This window comes from Rhodococcus sp. DT1 (assembly GCF_049844875.1).
Classification (GTDB): domain Bacteria; phylum Actinomycetota; class Actinomycetes; order Mycobacteriales; family Mycobacteriaceae; genus Rhodococcus.
This window is the reverse complement of record NZ_JBNCLW010000002.1, coordinates 674,057-688,183: the sequence shown is the minus strand read 5'-3', so window position 1 is coordinate 688,183 and position 14,127 is coordinate 674,057. Positions and strand designations below refer to the sequence as shown.

Here is a 14,127-nt window from a genome sequence, read left to right as displayed (position 1 = left end):
ACTCACATTTCATCTTGTCAATGATGAGATTTCCGAAGCTGACCTAATGAATTCTCTTGAGGCCGAGTTGCATTCGGCCACCCCTGTCTCGGACCACAGCTGCGGTGTCGATCAAGCCGACGTCGGCGGCCTCGCCAGGGTCGCCCGTGATCGCGGACATGGATCGCCGAAGCAGGCTTCGACGCCGCGTGCCCGCGCACGCACCGGGCACGCACGCGTGCGATGCTTTCCTACATCTGTCGTCGAGCTGGGAGTCGCCATGCCGTCCTCGCCATCGCCACTCGGCCGGCCGGTGGGCGCGAGAAGCGGGGACACGCGTCGGAGGATCCTCGCTGCTGCGATGCGTTGCGTTGCCGAGGTGGGTTACTCGGGAGCAACAATCCGGGAGATCGCGCGCCTGGCCGGTATCACGAGCGGCAGTCTCTACCACTACTTCCCCAACAAGGCGGAGATCGTGAAAGCCGCCTTTACGGACATGGCCGAGGTATCGCTGCCGCGCCTGTCCGCCGCAGCGGACCGCACCGAAGGCGTCGTGAACCGGTTACTGGCAGTGCTCGCCGAAGGGGGGCAACTGTTGCGCGAGAATCCCCATGCCGTTGCGTTCGATCGCGCCCTCCGCGTGGAGAGCGCCGGGCACCTCCAGCTCGAGCGCGACAGCGACATGATCTACACAGGTCTACGGACCGTAATAGGTGAGATCATCCGTCAGTCGCACCGAGATGGCGTCTTGAGTGCTGACGCAGACGTGGACGGAACCACCGATGCGATCTTCGCCGTTTTTCAGGGACTGAGCGCTCACGCAGCCACCGCGTCACCCGAGCGGTATCGCGCGACGAGCCACGCTTTGGGACTCCTGATCCAAGGCTCGTTGTTCGGCTCGGCCGATCCTCGGTAGCCGATACCCACTCCCTGCTTACCGCGCGGTCGAGTGGCACGTCCTCCGGCACGCGTACACGCGGTGTACGAGGGTGGGTCCGTCGTATTCCGTCACTGCCGGCCACGTCCGCGCTGCACCAGCCAGGTCGCGAGCGCCACGAAGACCACCGCCCACACCGACAGATTCAGGATCGGAACCCACAGCGGCTCGGACGGCAGCGGGTTTCCGCTGCGGTCGATCAGCACACCTTCGGTCACGGGGTAGCGCGCCAGCGACACATAGCCGTAGAGCGGAGTGAACTTGGCGATGGTCAGCAGCGTGCCCGACAGCGGAATGAAGATGTTGCCGAGGAACGCGAGGATTACCAGGCTGCCGCCGGCAGCGCCGACGGCCGCTTCCGATCGGAAGGCCAGACCGAAGACCAAACCGTAGACGGAAAACACTGCGGCACCGACGAGCACGGCCACCGCGCTGAGGATCCACGCACTCGAGTCGCCGGACGCACCGGTGAAGACTCCGAGGACGAAGATCAGCCCGATCGGAATGGCCGCGACCACGAGGGCCACCGTTGCTTTCATCGCCACATACGAGGCGTCGGTGAGCGGGGTCAGCCCCAACTGTCTGCCCCAGCCCTGCATCCGCTCGACCGCTGCCGTGCCGCCCACGCCGGTGGTAGCGGTCACCGCGCCGTACGCAGCCATCGAAATCATGATGTACATCGCCACGTTGCCGTTGCCGGCCGACTCGGTCGCGAACGACTGGGACGCACCGAAGATGAGGTAGAAGAACGCGGGCAGCACCGCGATGAAGAAGACGTTGACGTAGTCGCGGAAGGTCCTCCGCAATTCCAGCCCGACGAAAGTGGTGTTCATGCCGTTGCTTTCTGTGTCAGCGCGAGGAAGGCGGTTTCGAGCGAACCACTGACGATGTCGAGGTCGCGGGCATCGAAGCGTACGAGGAGGATGCGGGCCACCGAATCGGAATCCGTTGTCCGGACCTCGATTCTCGGTCCGACCCAGGAGATGTCGGCGACACCCGGGGTCGACGCGAGGACCGCCTGCGCGTCGTCTCGGGACTCCGGTGGTAGTTCTGCGGAGACCAGCCTTCCGGTGGCCCGAGCCCGTATCTCGGCAGTGGGCCCGTCGGCCACGACCCGCCCTCCGGCCATCATGACGATCCGACCGGCGAAGGCGTCCGCTTCTTCGAGATAGTGGGTTGCGAACACGATCGTGCGGCCCCGGTCGGCCTCGGCATGCATGGTGGCCCAGAACTCGCGGCGGGCGGCCACATCCATTCCCGCGGTCGGTTCGTCGAGAACGAGCAGGTCAGGGTCCGGGAGCAGGGCGAGTGCGAAACGAAGCCGCTGTTGTTCTCCGCCCGAGCACTTCGACACCATCCGGCGGGAGAGTGCCGAGAGCCCGGCGCTGTCGAGAACGTCGTCGATGTCGCGGTGGGTGTCGAAAGTCGAAGCGATGATGCGCACGGTTTCACGCACCGTGAGATCGCGTAGCAGTCCGCCGGTCTGCAGGACGGCGGAGACCCGGCCTTCGCGGACGGCCTGCCGCGGAGGTGCACCGAACACGGCAACCGATCCCGAGGTCGGAGTCGTCAGCCCGAGAACCATGTCGAGCGTCGTCGTCTTCCCTGCGCCGTTGGGTCCGAGCAGAGCCATGACCTCACCGCGCCGGACGGTGAGGTCGAGGCCCGACACCGCATGCGCCTCCTCCCCTCCCCGCGCACGGAAGGTCTTGACGACGTCGCGCAGTTCGAGTGCCGGGGCACCTGTGTGTTCCATGGTCGAAGTGTGCACGCAACCGGGCCCGAGCGACATACCCGCTCTCACGAGTCCGAGACGACGGATGTCATGTTCTCGGGGCTCGCTCCTGGTGGACGAGCGCAGTCACGGTGCCGGATCGCCCATCACCGCCCCCTCGCGCCGAGGATCGGCTCCTCCGATCCAACCCGTCTCTTCGCGCTGCAGCGCGCTCAACCCGCTCGACTGCGGCGCGACGGAGACCTCGTGCCCCTTGTCCCGAAGCTGTTGCACGAGCGGGTCCTTCGCGCCGTCGTCGGACGCGTCGACGGCGGGATGTTCACCCCCGACGCCGGTGGCCGGGGTGTTTGCCGCGCCGAACGACACGGCCGAGATCGCTTGCTGCGGGTCGAGCCCCCAGTCCAGCATCCCGACCAGCGTTTTGACGACGAACTGGATGATCACCGATCCACCGGGCGACCCCACAACCATCTGCAGGTCGCCTCGTCGGCCGTCGGATGTCCTGTCGAACACCAGCGTCGGCGCCATCGAACTGCGCGGACGCTTTCCCGGCTCGACCCGATTGGCGGCCGGCAACCCGTCCTTGCCCGTGGGTTCCGCCGAGAAGTCGGTGAGCTGGTTGTTGAGGAGAAAGCCGTCGACCATGTGGAACGACCCGAACGCCGATTCGATGGTCGTCGTCATGGCGGCCACGTTGCCGTAACTGTCGGCGACCGAGATGTGGCTGGTGCCGTGCTCGGGACTCTGCGGCGGCACCCCGAGCGGTACCGGTCCGAAATCGCCCGGCTGCGCGGTGCCCATGCTCTTGCCCGGGTCGATCAGTGCCGCCCGCTGAGAGAGGTACTCGGGGTCGACCAAGGTGTCGAGCGATCCCCCGGGCAGCGGAACGAAGTCCGAATCCGCGACGTACTTGTCGCGGTCGGCGTACGCGAGACGCTCGGCCTCGGAAATCAGGTGCACCGCTTCGGCATTCGGCACTCCCCCGTTCGCGTCGACCTCGGACGGTCCCAGTGCGGCGAGGTCGAAGTTCTCCAGGATGCCCAGAGTGGCCGCGACGGCGGTGCCGCCGGACGACGGGTTCGGCATCCCGCAGATCTCGTGGTCACGGTAGGGCGTGCACAGCGGCGTGCGCTCCTTCGCCTCGTACGAGGCGAGGTCGTCGAGCGTGAGCATTCCCGGTGTTCGCCCACCGGATGTACTTCCGGTCGCCTCGACGATCGACTGTGCGATGCCACCGGTATAGAACGCGTCGGCGCCGTCGGTGGCAATTGCGCCGAGGGTCTTCGCCATTGCCGGATTGGTCAGCGTCGAGCCTACGGCCTTGGGGCTGCCGTCCGGCTCGAGGAAGTACGCGCGAGCCTCGTCGTCGACCGCGAGTTGCTGGGCGGAATCGGCAATGGATTGCGCCATCCGGTCGCTGACGGTCACGCCTCTGTCGGCCAGATCGATGGCGGGAGCGAACAGACTCCGCCACTCCCGGTCTCCGTACTCGGCATGCACCGACTCGAGCATGCGCAGGACACCGGGTACGCCGATCGACCGTCCGCTCGCGCGAGCGTCGGGTTTGGGCTCGGTGCGGTCGGTGTCGCTGATCCAGCGAAGATAGTTCTCGTCGGCCACACTCGGGGCGGTTTCCCTCCCGTCGAACGCCTGCACCGCACCGGATTCGGCGTCGTAGTACATCAGGAACGCTCCGCCGCCGATACCGGACGACTGCGGTTCGACGAGTCCGAGCACCATCTGTGCCGCGACGAGCGCATCGGCCGCCGTCCCGCCGTCGCGGAGGACCTCGCACGCCACCTCGGTGGAGACCGGGTTGGCGGTGGAGACCGCGAACGATTCGGTACTCACAGCAGTCATGTCGCTGCGGTAGCCGGTGGCGATTTCCGGGTTGGTGGAAATGTCGCCACCCCCGGTCTCCGGCGGCGCTCCACCGGTCAACGGCGTGCCGTTGGGCGTCGCTCCACACACCGCCCCGGGCGCGGCGGTGTTCTCCGAATCACCGTCCGTGCTCGACGCACATCCGCCCACGAGTACGAGTGCCGCCGTCGCAGCCACAGCGGCACGTATTCCCGACCGATTTCTCCCCACCGAGATCATCTTGACGACGGTAGCCGGGGGTCGCGGGATTCACCGGGCAAACGCGACATCCATTTGTCGGCACCGGGAGTCTGCCCGGAAGGGTCTTGACAGGGCTGTTCCCTGCGGAGGATGGTGTATTCAACCGAAAGGTTGAATAAGGATGGTGGCAGGTGAACGGTGCCGACGCGGACGACGAACTACTCGACCGGGCCTTCATGGCCCTTTCCGATCCGATCCGCCGACGCATCGTCGCCCGGCTCAGCCGGGGTCCCGCCACTGTCAACGAACTCGCGGAACCCTTCGCGATCACCACCCAGGCGATCTCGAAGCACATTCAGGTACTCGAGCAAGCCGGGCTCGTCACGCGCACCCGCGATGCCCAGCGCCGCCCCGTTCACCTGAATCCCGCACAGTTGGAGGCGCTGACTTCCTGGATCGACCGGTATCGGTTGACCAAGGAACAGCAGTTCCGCAGCCTCGACTCTGTGCTGGCCGGGGACACGGCCGACACCACAGACCCCCCACCGGGGTGATCCCGCTCCCTGCGAGAGGCATCGTCATGAGCAACCCACTGCACATCAACGTTCCGGACGGCGTTCCGTTCATCGACTACGAGCGCGAGTTCGACTATCCCGTCTCCGAAATCTTCCGGGCGCATCAGGATCCGGCTCTCGTCGCCCAGTGGCTGGGGCCGCGCGGGGTGTCCATGGACATCGACCACTACGACTTCCGTAGCGGTGGCTCGTATCGGTACACCCACAGCGACGACAGCGGTTCGTACACCTTCTCGGGCGTGTTCCACACCGTGCGGGAGAACGAATTCGCCATCCAGACCTTCGAATTCGATCAATTCCGCGACATCGTGAGCATCGAGTTCATGACCTTCGAGGATCTCGGCAACGGCCGCAGCAAGCTCAGCGGCCACAGCGTGTATCCGAGCCTCGAAGCACGCGACGGGATGGCGTCCTCCGGATGGGAGGAGGGCACGCGCGACTGTTACGACCGGATCGAAGAGCTTCTCGCGAAGGCCAGCGCCTGATCATCCGCCGATGCGGCCGCACTCGCCGCCGGGTGCGGCCGCATCGGGCCGGATCGAGAGCCGTGCACGGACGCGCAGGACCAACGCGGCAGCGGAAGGCCTCGGGACACCCGGTCGAGGCAGAAGTGCCCACTGTGCGGGACAGGCGGGGGTGCCCTCGGGCGCACCCGGTACCGTTTCTGGGGCTACAACAGGCTGCTACCCTTAACTAGAACGGGTTCTAGATTTCGGGGTGTTCCAGAACATCCCGGAACGGGAACACCCGGGGTGGCGCCACTGCTCCCGCACGGTATGCACGAGAGGACGACACACGCCATGACGACTGTCGAGGTGCCCCACGGCTCGCGATCGGTGGTACTCACCGTCTCCGCCGTCGTCGAGGAAACCGCCGACGCGAAGTCGATCGTCTTCGCCGTCCCCGACGAACTCCGCGACAAGTTCGCGTACAAGCCGGGCCAGTTCCTCACCCTGCGGATTCCCAGCGAGCGCACCGGCTCGGTGGCGCGCTGCTACTCCCTCGCGAGTTCACCGCACACCGACGATGCCCCCAAGGTCACCGTCAAGCGCACGTCCGACGGCTACGGGTCGAACTGGCTCTGCGACACCGTCGCGGTGGGCGACACCCTCGAGGTTCTGCCGCCCGCCGGGGTGTTCACCCCCAAGTCCTTCGACCACGACTTCGTGCTGTTCGGGGCAGGCAGCGGTATCACCCCCGTCATCGCGATCCTCAAGTCCGCGCTGACGCAGGGATCGGGCAAGGTCGCGCTGATCTACGCCAACCGTGACGAAGCATCGGTCATCTTCGCCGAGGAACTGCGGATGCTCGCCGAGAAGTACCCGACCCGATTGACCGTCGTCCACTGGCTCGAATCCGTGCAAGGTCTTCCCAGCGCCGACCAGCTCGCAACACTCGCAGCGCCGTACTCCGATCGTGAAGCGTTCATGTGCGGGCCGGGACCGTTCATGGACACCGTGCACCAGGCGCTCTCGAGCATCGGCATGGCGCGGACGCAGGTCCACGCCGAAGTGTTCAACTCGTTGTCCGGTGATCCCTTCGCCGACCACGCGCCCGTCGAGGTCAGCGACGAAGAAGCCGCGGACGCGGCGACCGTCGAGGTCGAACTCGACGGTGAGGTCCACAACCTGACCTGGCCCCGCAAGCAGACGCTCGTCGACATCATGCTCGCCAAGGGCATCGACGTTCCCTACTCCTGCCAGGAGGGCGAGTGCGGATCGTGCGCGTGCACCGTCCTCGAAGGCAAGGTCGAGATGGAGAACTGCGACGTCCTCGACCCGGAGGACATCGAGGCGGGCTACATCCTGGGATGCCAGGCACGTCCGGTCACCGACCACCTCAAGATCGAGTTCTGAGCCGCACGACGAGGCGTGGCCGGCATCGCCGGGTGCCGCTCACGTCTCGTCAGCGCAACCCGCGGAGCCGGGCGCGTTCCTCCGCGTCGAGATGCTCGGTGGCGTAACTCAGTGCCGTCCGGCCCATCGCGGCCGCGTGACGCTCGAGAAAGTCGAGCAGGGCGTCCCGATCCACGCGTTTGCCGACCTCACGCAGCATCCAGCCTGCCGCCTTCTGGATCAGATCCCGGCGGTCGTCGAGGACACGCTCGGCCATCATGAGCGTCGGGCCGGCCTCTCCCCTCTTGACGAAGGCGAACGTGGCGAGCAGCCCGGCACGTCGCCGCCACAGGTCGGGGTCGTCGACCAGCGTCGTGAGCAACCCGGCATCGGCCGGATTCGCGTGGATCCATTCACCCACGATGTGATCGGACGAGGCGTCGACGAGATCCCAGTTGTTCACCCGTCCGCAGCGGAGAGCGTCGAGGTATACCTCGACCACCCGGCGACGTGAGACCGGGTCGCGCGTATACCTGTCCACGAGGATCAGCAGGCCGGCGAGACGGTGTTCGTGGACAGCGCTGTCCAGAAGAAGACGCGACTCCTCGATCGGCAGGTCGCGGAACTTCCGGACCACGGCACGGGTCTGCGGCACCCGCAGTCCCAGAAAGACGTCGCCCTCGCCGTACTCGCCGGGCCCGGTCTTGAAGAAGCGTCCCATCCCGGCGGCTGCGTCAGGATCGCCGAGGGCGTCGAGCGCCGCGCGAACGTCCTTTGCGGACAGGTCGTCGGTCACGGCCCGAGCCTACGGTCTCGCCGGCGCCGCACGTGTCCGGACGGCCCACGTAGTGCGGAACCTGATGCTTCTACCTCGCAGTCGCGGCAGCGAGCAGTTCCCGTCCAGCGGCGAACGCCTCCGCTCCGGGCGGGAGCGCTCCGCGCTTACCGCTGAGGTACACCTCGACGCGCCCGGAGGCTCCGGAACGGTCGCCGAACTCGCGGGTGCCCGGCTCGTCCGCATCGAGGTCGGCGATACGACGCAGCGTCTGCCTGGCGACCGCTTCGGCGCTGTCGAACAAGCGCACACCCTCCGGAAACCGGGCGAGGATCGAGTCCGCCACCAGGGGGTAGTGGGTGCAGCCGAGGACGATGCCCTCGACGTCGTCCGGAGTGCGCGCCGCGGCATCGGCGATCGCCCGGTCGGCGCCTTCCCGGTCACCCCGGTCGATGGCGTCGGCGAGTCCGTGACATGCGACGCCCACGACCTCGCTGCCGTTCCCGAACTTCTCGATGAGGTCGGCCTGGTAACGACTCGCGGTCGTCGCGGCCGTCGCCCAGATCGCCACCGACGTGCACACGGCCGCGGCAGGCTTGATCGCGGGCACGGTTCCGATCACGGGAACATCGTCACCGAGCGCGGCGCGCACGTCGTCCAGCGCGGTCACCGACGCCGTGTTGCACGGCAGCACCACCGCGTCGGCGCCGCGGTCGACGGCGCGCCGGGCGGTGGTCACCACCCGGTCGGACACCCAGTCGGCCGGTTTCGGCCCCCAGGGAGCGCACTCCGGGTCCATCGACAGCAGCAAGTCGAGATCCGGACGCATCCGGCGCAGCCACGCAGCAGTCGGCAGCAGGCCGAATCCCGAGTCGATGAGCGCAACGATCACCCTACGAATCTAGCCCTTCCCGGTCGCGGCGGTGTTCAGGCATACGGCTTCGAGTGCTCACACGGCCGCGAGCAACTCCTCGATGGGCGCGCCGGCGGCGATCTTCATCCGGGTCTTCATCACCTGCGCGGGCAGCCCGCCACCGACGACACCGACGAGGCGGCCCTCACGCTCGTAGTACGCGAGGAACTTCCGTCCGTCGTCGCGCACCACGTGCACGGTGTCGTCGGCGCGAACCGCACCCAGGCCCTGGATCTTGATGTCGTACTGGTCGCTCCAGAAGTAGGGCACCTGGCCGGCGCCCCCGGACTCCCCCGTGACGATCTTCTTCGCGAGCACGGTGGCCTGCTCGCCCGCACTGGTCCAGTGCTCGACACGTTTGCGGGCACCACCGGGAACCTGCCACGACGCGACGTCGCCGACGGCCCAGACGTGCGGCGCGGACGCCTTGCCCGTGTCGTCGCACACGACCCCGTTGTCCAGTTCGATCCCCGAGCCCTCGAGCCACTCGGTGACAGGCACCGATCCGATACCCAGCACGACGAGATCCACGTCGATCTCGGTGCCGTCCCCGAGCACGGCAGAGGTGACGTGGCCGTCGCCGCGCAGTTCGGCGAGCCCGACTCCTGCACGCAGGTCGACTCCGGCGTCGGTATGCAGTCGTGCCACGAGGGAACCGACCTCGGTGCCGAGCACCGACGCGAGCGGCGTCGGCTGCGGCTCGAGCAGGACGACGTCGACGCCCAGTGCCCGCAGGCTGGCGGTGACCTCGCATCCGATGAATCCGGCGCCGACGACCAATGCCCGCACGCCGGGGACGATCGCGGCCCGCAAGGCGCGGCTGTCGTCCACCGACCGCAGGACGTGGACGCCGTCGAGATCGGGCAGGCCCGGGATGCGCCGTGCTCGCAGACCCGTGGCGACGACCAGCTCGTCGTAGGCGAGTTCGGTGCCGTCGGCGAGTGTCACGGTGCGGGCGTCGGTGTCGACCGAGCGTGCGGCGGCGCCGAGCCGCAGGTCGATGCGCTGCTCGTCGAAGAACTCGGCCGGGCGCAGCGTGGTGTCCTCCCGCTCGCCGCGGATGACATCCTTCGACAGCGGGGGCCGGTCGTAGGGCAGGTGGCCCTCGTCGTCGAGCAGAACGATCTCGCCCTCGTACCCCGCGCGTCGCAACTCCTCCGCGGTTCGCACACCCGCGAGTCCGGCTCCTGCTATTACGATCCGTTCGACTGCCACCTGGTACATCCTCCTCATCGCGGCGTGACCTCTGCCACCCGTGTGCGTGCACTCTTCATACCAAACGCACGTACAGGGCTGAACAGCGCGCCGATCCCGGCAACACCGAAATACCCCGCAGCACAACACGGTGGCGGTCCTGCCCGGCATATCACCCTCACCGGGCGGATAATGATGGACAACGCACGGCCCGCACGTTCCCCACGACCCACACGGCACGAGGAGCACTCATGACCAGCGACAGCGGCGCAGGAATCAGCCGCATCCAGTTCGGTACCGGTTCGTTCTCCGGTCCCCTCGACAGCCAAGGTCGGACGATCATCGCCGACGCGGTGGTCGCCAAGATCGCAGGCATCGCGACACGCGAGGTCAGCGGCGTGTTCGACGTCGGGGCAGGGACCGCCCGGGTGGTGGGCGCCTTGCGCGACCGCATCCCCGGAGCACGAATCAACCACGGGCAGGGCGTCGCGGTCGAGGTCGGCGAGAAACAGGCAGCGATCGATATCGGCATCGTCGCGGAATACGGCGTGGCGCTCCACGAGCTGGCGATCGCGATCCGGCACAACGTGATCACGGCCGTCGAACGCATGACCGGTCTCGAGGTCACGGAAGTCAACATCACCGTCTTCGACGTGGTGCTGTACGACGAGGCGGCAGCAGCCGACGAGCTCAAGCCTCGAGTGCAGTGACCTCGTCTCCCGGCGCAGACCCCCGTACGCATCCCGACCCCGAGGTCGCAGACCTCGTCGCCGAGATCGTCACGGGTGTCGCAGGCGTCGCCGGGCTCAACAGCGGCCCGTTCGGATCGGTCGCGACCTACCTGCCGGGACGCCGGATCCCCGGGATCCGGCTAGGACCCGAGGGGTGCGCCGTGCACATCACCGCGGAATACCCCGCCGATCTGCCGGCCCTCGCCGACACCGTGCGAGCGCTCGTCGAAGCGGTCGTCGGCCCTCCGGTGCATGTGACGATCGAAGACGTCCACCTCGAACAGAAACAGGTGTCCCCGTGAACCACACTCCCACCGGCAACACCGCGGTCGGCCTGATCGCCGGTCTCCTCCTCGCTCTTGCCGGGATATTCGGGGGCGTCAGCGGACTGCTGTTCGCGGTCCTTCTCGGCGCGCTCGGTGCCGCAATCGGTGCACACCGGGACGGTCTGCTCGACCTCGGTGCGATTCTGCGGAGCCGCGGCCGTGGCTGATGGCGTCCCCACGGAGACCGGGCCACTGCCGGGCTCCACGCTCGACGACATCGACACGGTCGGGAACCGCGGCACCCTCGTCATCAAGGACCGCGCAGTCGAACGCATCGCCGCGTCGGCCGCACTCCAGGTTCCCGGCGTGGTCCGGCACACCGGCAACCTGAGTCTGCTCACGGGCCGGGAACTTCCTCGTGCCGATGTGACCACCGGCGGACGGGCGGTCGCGGTGAATCTCTTCATCGCCGCCGAATGGCCTTACGACGCAGCGGCACTGACGCGGAGGGTGCACGACGCCGTCGCGCGTCACCTGCACGACTACACGGGTCTGCACGTCACCGAACTGAACGTCCTCGTCGCCGCGACCCCCCAGGCACGCGAGGACGAACCGGCCGAGCAGTCCGTGCCTGTCGAGTACCTCGAATCGGACATCGTCGCTCACACCGAGTCCCGCGCGCGGATACCGGTCGTGCAACCGCTACCCCCGCTCGCGACCCCGGCGGCGGCGCCGGCCGCGGCGCTCATCGCGATCGGTGCGCTCGGACTCTCGTTCGTCGCCGCCCGCGAACTTCTCATCGTGCGCGGCACCTACGCCGGAGCGCCGTGGCTCCGCAACGCGTTCGAGTGGTTCGGCAGGCTGCACTGGGAACCGTGGATCGGTCCGGTGGCCGCGGTGCTCGTGCTGCTCGGTGCCGCGCTGCTGTTCGCGGCGATCAAGCCACGGCGACGCACCCACCTCCCGCTCCGGGTCTCCGGTCCCGTCGACACGGTGTGGATGCGGCGTACCGACGTCGCCCGCATGTGCAGTGCCCGGGCGTCGGCCCTCCCCGGTGTACGCACCGCGCGGACTGTGGTCGATCGCCGGCGCGCGGTGGTGCGGATAGTCGCCGACCCCGAAGTACCGGTCGCCGAACTCACCGCGACCGTGCGCGCCGAGGTCGAACCGAATCTCTCGCTGCTCGCCGATCCCCTTCCACTGATCGTGAAGATCACCCCCGCAGAGACGCGGGCGAACGCCGTGGGAGGAACGCGCCGATGAAACTCCGTACGGTGCTGGCCAACCGTTTCTTCGCGCTCGTGACGGGCTTCGCCCTGCTCGGAATCGGCGCCTTCGCGCTCGCCTGGCTGTGGGAAGTGCCCCTCGCGCGGGACCGGCTCTCGCAACTCGACCGGCCACGCGTCATCGACGTTCCCGATCAGGACTGGTGGACGCCCGCACTGTGGACCGTGTTCGCCGTGGGAGCCGCGATCGGCATCGTCCTGCTCGTGGTGAATCTGTCGCGCCGTCGCACCTCGACGGTGCAACTGTTCGACGAGGTGACGGACGCGACGCTCGGTGTGGAACTGGGCCCGGTCGCGGAGGGCGTGGCACGCGAACTCGCCGGGCTTCCGGGCGTGCGGTCGGCGCGCGGCCGCGCGGTGGTGGAACGGCACCTGCCCACGCTGTCGGTGGTCGTGCATGCCGAGCCGGGAATCGACGTGGCCGAGTTCACCGCGCACGCCGAGGACACCGCAGAACGCGCCGCGTGCGCACTCGGCGGTGCCAGGGTGGCGACGCAGGTGCTGCTGCATCTCGATCCGCCGCATTCCGAACACGACTGACGGCACCCGCCGGCCGCATCGTCCACCGGTCCTGAAACGCCGAACGGCGTCCACCCCGAAGGGTGGACGCCGTTGGCGTCAGTGAGAACTAGCTCACTTGATGATCTTCGTGACGCGACCGGCGCCGACGGTACGACCACCCTCGCGGATAGCGAAGCGAAGGCCCTCGTCCATGGCGATCGGCTGGATCAGCTTGACGGACATCTCGGTGTTGTCACCGGGCATGACCATCTCGGTGCCCTCGGGAAGGGTAACAACGCCCGTCACGTCCGTGGTACGGAAGTAGAACTGCGGACGGTAGTTGTTGAAGAACGGCGTGTGGCGGCCGCCCTCTTCCTTGTTGAGGATGTAAGCCTGGCCCTCGAACTCCGTGTGGGGAGTCGTGGTGCCGGGCTTGACGACGACCTGGCCACGCTCGACGTCCTCGCGCTTGATGCCGCGGACGAGGAGGCCGACGTTGTCGCCCGCCTGGCCCTGATCGAGCAGCTTGCGGAACATCTCGATACCGGTGACCGTGGTCTTGGTCGAGGTCTCCTTGATGCCGACGATCTCGACCTCTTCGTTGACGTTGACAACGCCACGCTCGATACGGCCGGTGACGACCGTGCCGCGGCCGGTGATCGTGAAGACGTCCTCGACGGGCATGAGGAACGGCTTGTCGGTCTCGCGGACCGGGTCCGGGATGGAGTCGTCGACGGCCTGCATGAGGTCGACGATCGACTGAACCCACTTCTCGTCACCCTCGAGTGCCTTGAGAGCAGAGATCGGGACGACGGGAGCGTTCTCGTCGAACTCCTGCGAAGCGAGGAGCTCGCGGACCTCCATCTCGACGAGCTCGAGGATTTCCTCGTCGTCGACCATGTCGGCCTTGTTCAGCGCGACGAGGATGTACGGCACGCCGACCTGGCGAGCGAGCAGCACGTGCTCACGCGTCTGGGGCATCGGGCCGTCGGTTGCAGCCACGACCAGGATTGCGCCGTCCATCTGGGCGGCACCCGTGATCATGTTCTTGATGTAGTCCGCGTGACCCGGGGCGTCGACGTGCGCGTAGTGACGCTTCTCGGTCTGGTACTCCACGTGGGAGATGTTGATCGTGATGCCACGAGCCTTCTCCTCGGGAGCCTTGTCGATCTGGTCGAACGCGAAGCTCTCGTTCAGGTCCGGGAATTTGTCTGCCAGCACCTTGGTGATGGCGGCCGTCGTGGTGGTCTTGCCATGGTCGACGTGACCGATGGTGCCGATGTTCACGTGCGGCTTGGTCCGCTCGAACTTCGCCTTAGCCACTGGAATGTCCTCCTGG

16 protein-coding genes are annotated in these 14,127 nt (G+C 67.4%); 9 read left to right on the top strand and 7 right to left on the bottom strand.

Annotated features, from left to right (window positions below):
* Nucleotides 1-259: 259 nt before the first annotated feature.
* Nucleotides 260-895 (top strand): TetR/AcrR family transcriptional regulator, encoded by a 636-nt coding sequence (locus ACLQ3J_RS07555; RefSeq protein WP_422423516.1) that lies wholly within the window; start codon nt 260-262, stop codon nt 893-895.
* A gap of 92 nt (nt 896-987) precedes the next feature.
* Here the strand turns inward: ACLQ3J_RS07555 and ACLQ3J_RS07550 are convergent, their stop codons facing one another.
* From ACLQ3J_RS07550 to ggt, 3 genes are all read right to left on the bottom strand, one after another.
* Complete coding sequence (locus ACLQ3J_RS07550) at nt 988-1,749, bottom strand: ABC transporter permease (protein WP_422423517.1); 762 nt, start codon at nt 1,747-1,749, stop codon at nt 988-990.
* Nucleotides 1,746-2,672 carry an ABC transporter ATP-binding protein gene (locus tag ACLQ3J_RS07545; protein WP_378528013.1) on the bottom strand — a complete coding sequence of 309 codons (927 nt, stop codon included), beginning with the start codon at nt 2,670-2,672 and terminating at the stop codon, nt 1,746-1,748. Before ACLQ3J_RS07545 ends, ACLQ3J_RS07550 begins: the two co-directional genes overlap by 4 nt.
* Before the next feature lie 105 nt (nt 2,673-2,777).
* A complete protein-coding gene (gene ggt / locus ACLQ3J_RS07540; RefSeq protein ID WP_425902709.1) occupies nt 2,778-4,751 on the bottom strand; it encodes a gamma-glutamyltransferase in 1,974 nt (657 codons plus the stop codon).
* 197 nt (nt 4,752-4,948) lie between these two features.
* Here ggt and ACLQ3J_RS07535 point away from each other — a divergent pair, with 197 nt between their 5' ends.
* From ACLQ3J_RS07535 to ACLQ3J_RS07525, 3 genes are all read left to right on the top strand, one after another.
* On the top strand, nt 4,949-5,266 hold the full coding sequence (locus ACLQ3J_RS07535) for an ArsR/SmtB family transcription factor (RefSeq protein WP_169619629.1): 318 nt from the start codon (nt 4,949-4,951) through the stop codon (nt 5,264-5,266).
* Nucleotides 5,267-5,292: 26 nt separating this feature from the next.
* Nucleotides 5,293-5,772, top strand: coding sequence for an SRPBCC family protein (locus ACLQ3J_RS07530; protein WP_169619538.1), 480 nt, complete (start codon nt 5,293-5,295; stop codon nt 5,770-5,772).
* Between the two features lie 315 nt (nt 5,773-6,087).
* Nucleotides 6,088-7,143: a ferredoxin--NADP reductase gene (locus tag ACLQ3J_RS07525; RefSeq protein WP_169619537.1), complete on the top strand. Its 1,056-nt coding sequence runs from the start codon at nt 6,088-6,090 to the stop codon at nt 7,141-7,143.
* A gap of 49 nt (nt 7,144-7,192) precedes the next feature.
* Here ACLQ3J_RS07525 and ACLQ3J_RS07520 read toward each other — a convergent pair whose 3' ends face one another.
* From ACLQ3J_RS07520 to ACLQ3J_RS07510, 3 genes are all read right to left on the bottom strand, one after another.
* Nucleotides 7,193-7,918: a DNA alkylation repair protein gene (locus ACLQ3J_RS07520; protein ID WP_425902708.1), complete on the bottom strand. Its 726-nt coding sequence runs from the start codon at nt 7,916-7,918 to the stop codon at nt 7,193-7,195.
* A 70-nt stretch (nt 7,919-7,988) separates the two neighbouring features.
* Complete coding sequence (locus tag ACLQ3J_RS07515; protein WP_169651242.1) at nt 7,989-8,789, bottom strand: glutamate racemase; 801 nt, start codon at nt 8,787-8,789, stop codon at nt 7,989-7,991.
* 57 nt (nt 8,790-8,846) lie between these two features.
* On the bottom strand, nt 8,847-10,025 hold the full coding sequence (locus tag ACLQ3J_RS07510; RefSeq protein ID WP_296549336.1) for an NAD(P)/FAD-dependent oxidoreductase: 1,179 nt from the start codon (nt 10,023-10,025) through the stop codon (nt 8,847-8,849).
* Between the two features lie 230 nt (nt 10,026-10,255).
* Here ACLQ3J_RS07510 and ACLQ3J_RS07505 point away from each other — a divergent pair, with 230 nt between their 5' ends.
* From ACLQ3J_RS07505 to ACLQ3J_RS07485, 5 genes are read left to right on the top strand one after another with little or no spacing between them, the layout of a single operon-like run.
* On the top strand, nt 10,256-10,714 hold the full coding sequence (locus ACLQ3J_RS07505; protein ID WP_169619529.1) for an Asp23/Gls24 family envelope stress response protein: 459 nt from the start codon (nt 10,256-10,258) through the stop codon (nt 10,712-10,714).
* Complete coding sequence (locus tag ACLQ3J_RS07500; protein ID WP_296549335.1) at nt 10,711-11,037, top strand: hypothetical protein; 327 nt, start codon at nt 10,711-10,713, stop codon at nt 11,035-11,037. The genes ACLQ3J_RS07505 and ACLQ3J_RS07500 overlap by 4 nt, the downstream gene beginning before the upstream one ends.
* Nucleotides 11,034-11,228, top strand: a complete 195-nt coding sequence (locus tag ACLQ3J_RS07495) for a DUF2273 domain-containing protein (protein WP_169619528.1) — start codon at nt 11,034-11,036, stop codon at nt 11,226-11,228. Before ACLQ3J_RS07500 ends, ACLQ3J_RS07495 begins: the two co-directional genes overlap by 4 nt.
* Nucleotides 11,221-12,264 carry a DUF6286 domain-containing protein gene (locus tag ACLQ3J_RS07490; protein ID WP_169619527.1) on the top strand — a complete coding sequence of 348 codons (1,044 nt, stop codon included), beginning with the start codon at nt 11,221-11,223 and terminating at the stop codon, nt 12,262-12,264. The genes ACLQ3J_RS07495 and ACLQ3J_RS07490 overlap by 8 nt, the downstream gene beginning before the upstream one ends.
* Nucleotides 12,261-12,827, top strand: a complete 567-nt coding sequence (locus tag ACLQ3J_RS07485) for a hypothetical protein (protein WP_169619526.1) — start codon at nt 12,261-12,263, stop codon at nt 12,825-12,827. Before ACLQ3J_RS07490 ends, ACLQ3J_RS07485 begins: the two co-directional genes overlap by 4 nt.
* 93 nt (nt 12,828-12,920) lie before the next feature.
* Here the strand turns inward: ACLQ3J_RS07485 and tuf are convergent, their stop codons facing one another.
* Complete coding sequence (gene tuf, locus ACLQ3J_RS07480) at nt 12,921-14,111, bottom strand: elongation factor Tu (RefSeq protein ID WP_169651244.1); 1,191 nt, start codon at nt 14,109-14,111, stop codon at nt 12,921-12,923.
* Nucleotides 14,112-14,127: the final 16 nt, after the last annotated feature.

Coding starts and splice junctions, on each gene's coding strand:
- ACLQ3J_RS07525 (WP_169619537.1), top strand. CDS start 6,088: ATGACGACTGTCGAGGTGCCCCACGGCTCGCGATCGGTGGTACTCACC.
- ACLQ3J_RS07485 (WP_169619526.1), top strand. CDS start 12,261: ATGAAACTCCGTACGGTGCTGGCCAACCGTTTCTTCGCGCTCGTGACG.
- ggt (WP_425902709.1), bottom strand. CDS start 4,751: ATGATCTCGGTGGGGAGAAATCGGTCGGGAATACGTGCCGCTGTGGCT.
- ACLQ3J_RS07555 (WP_422423516.1), top strand. CDS start 260: ATGCCGTCCTCGCCATCGCCACTCGGCCGGCCGGTGGGCGCGAGAAGC.
- ACLQ3J_RS07550 (WP_422423517.1), bottom strand. CDS start 1,749: ATGAACACCACTTTCGTCGGGCTGGAATTGCGGAGGACCTTCCGCGAC.
- ACLQ3J_RS07530 (WP_169619538.1), top strand. CDS start 5,293: ATGAGCAACCCACTGCACATCAACGTTCCGGACGGCGTTCCGTTCATC.
- ACLQ3J_RS07545 (WP_378528013.1), bottom strand. CDS start 2,672: ATGGAACACACAGGTGCCCCGGCACTCGAACTGCGCGACGTCGTCAAG.
- ACLQ3J_RS07505 (WP_169619529.1), top strand. CDS start 10,256: ATGACCAGCGACAGCGGCGCAGGAATCAGCCGCATCCAGTTCGGTACC.
- ACLQ3J_RS07535 (WP_169619629.1), top strand. CDS start 4,949: ATGGCCCTTTCCGATCCGATCCGCCGACGCATCGTCGCCCGGCTCAGC.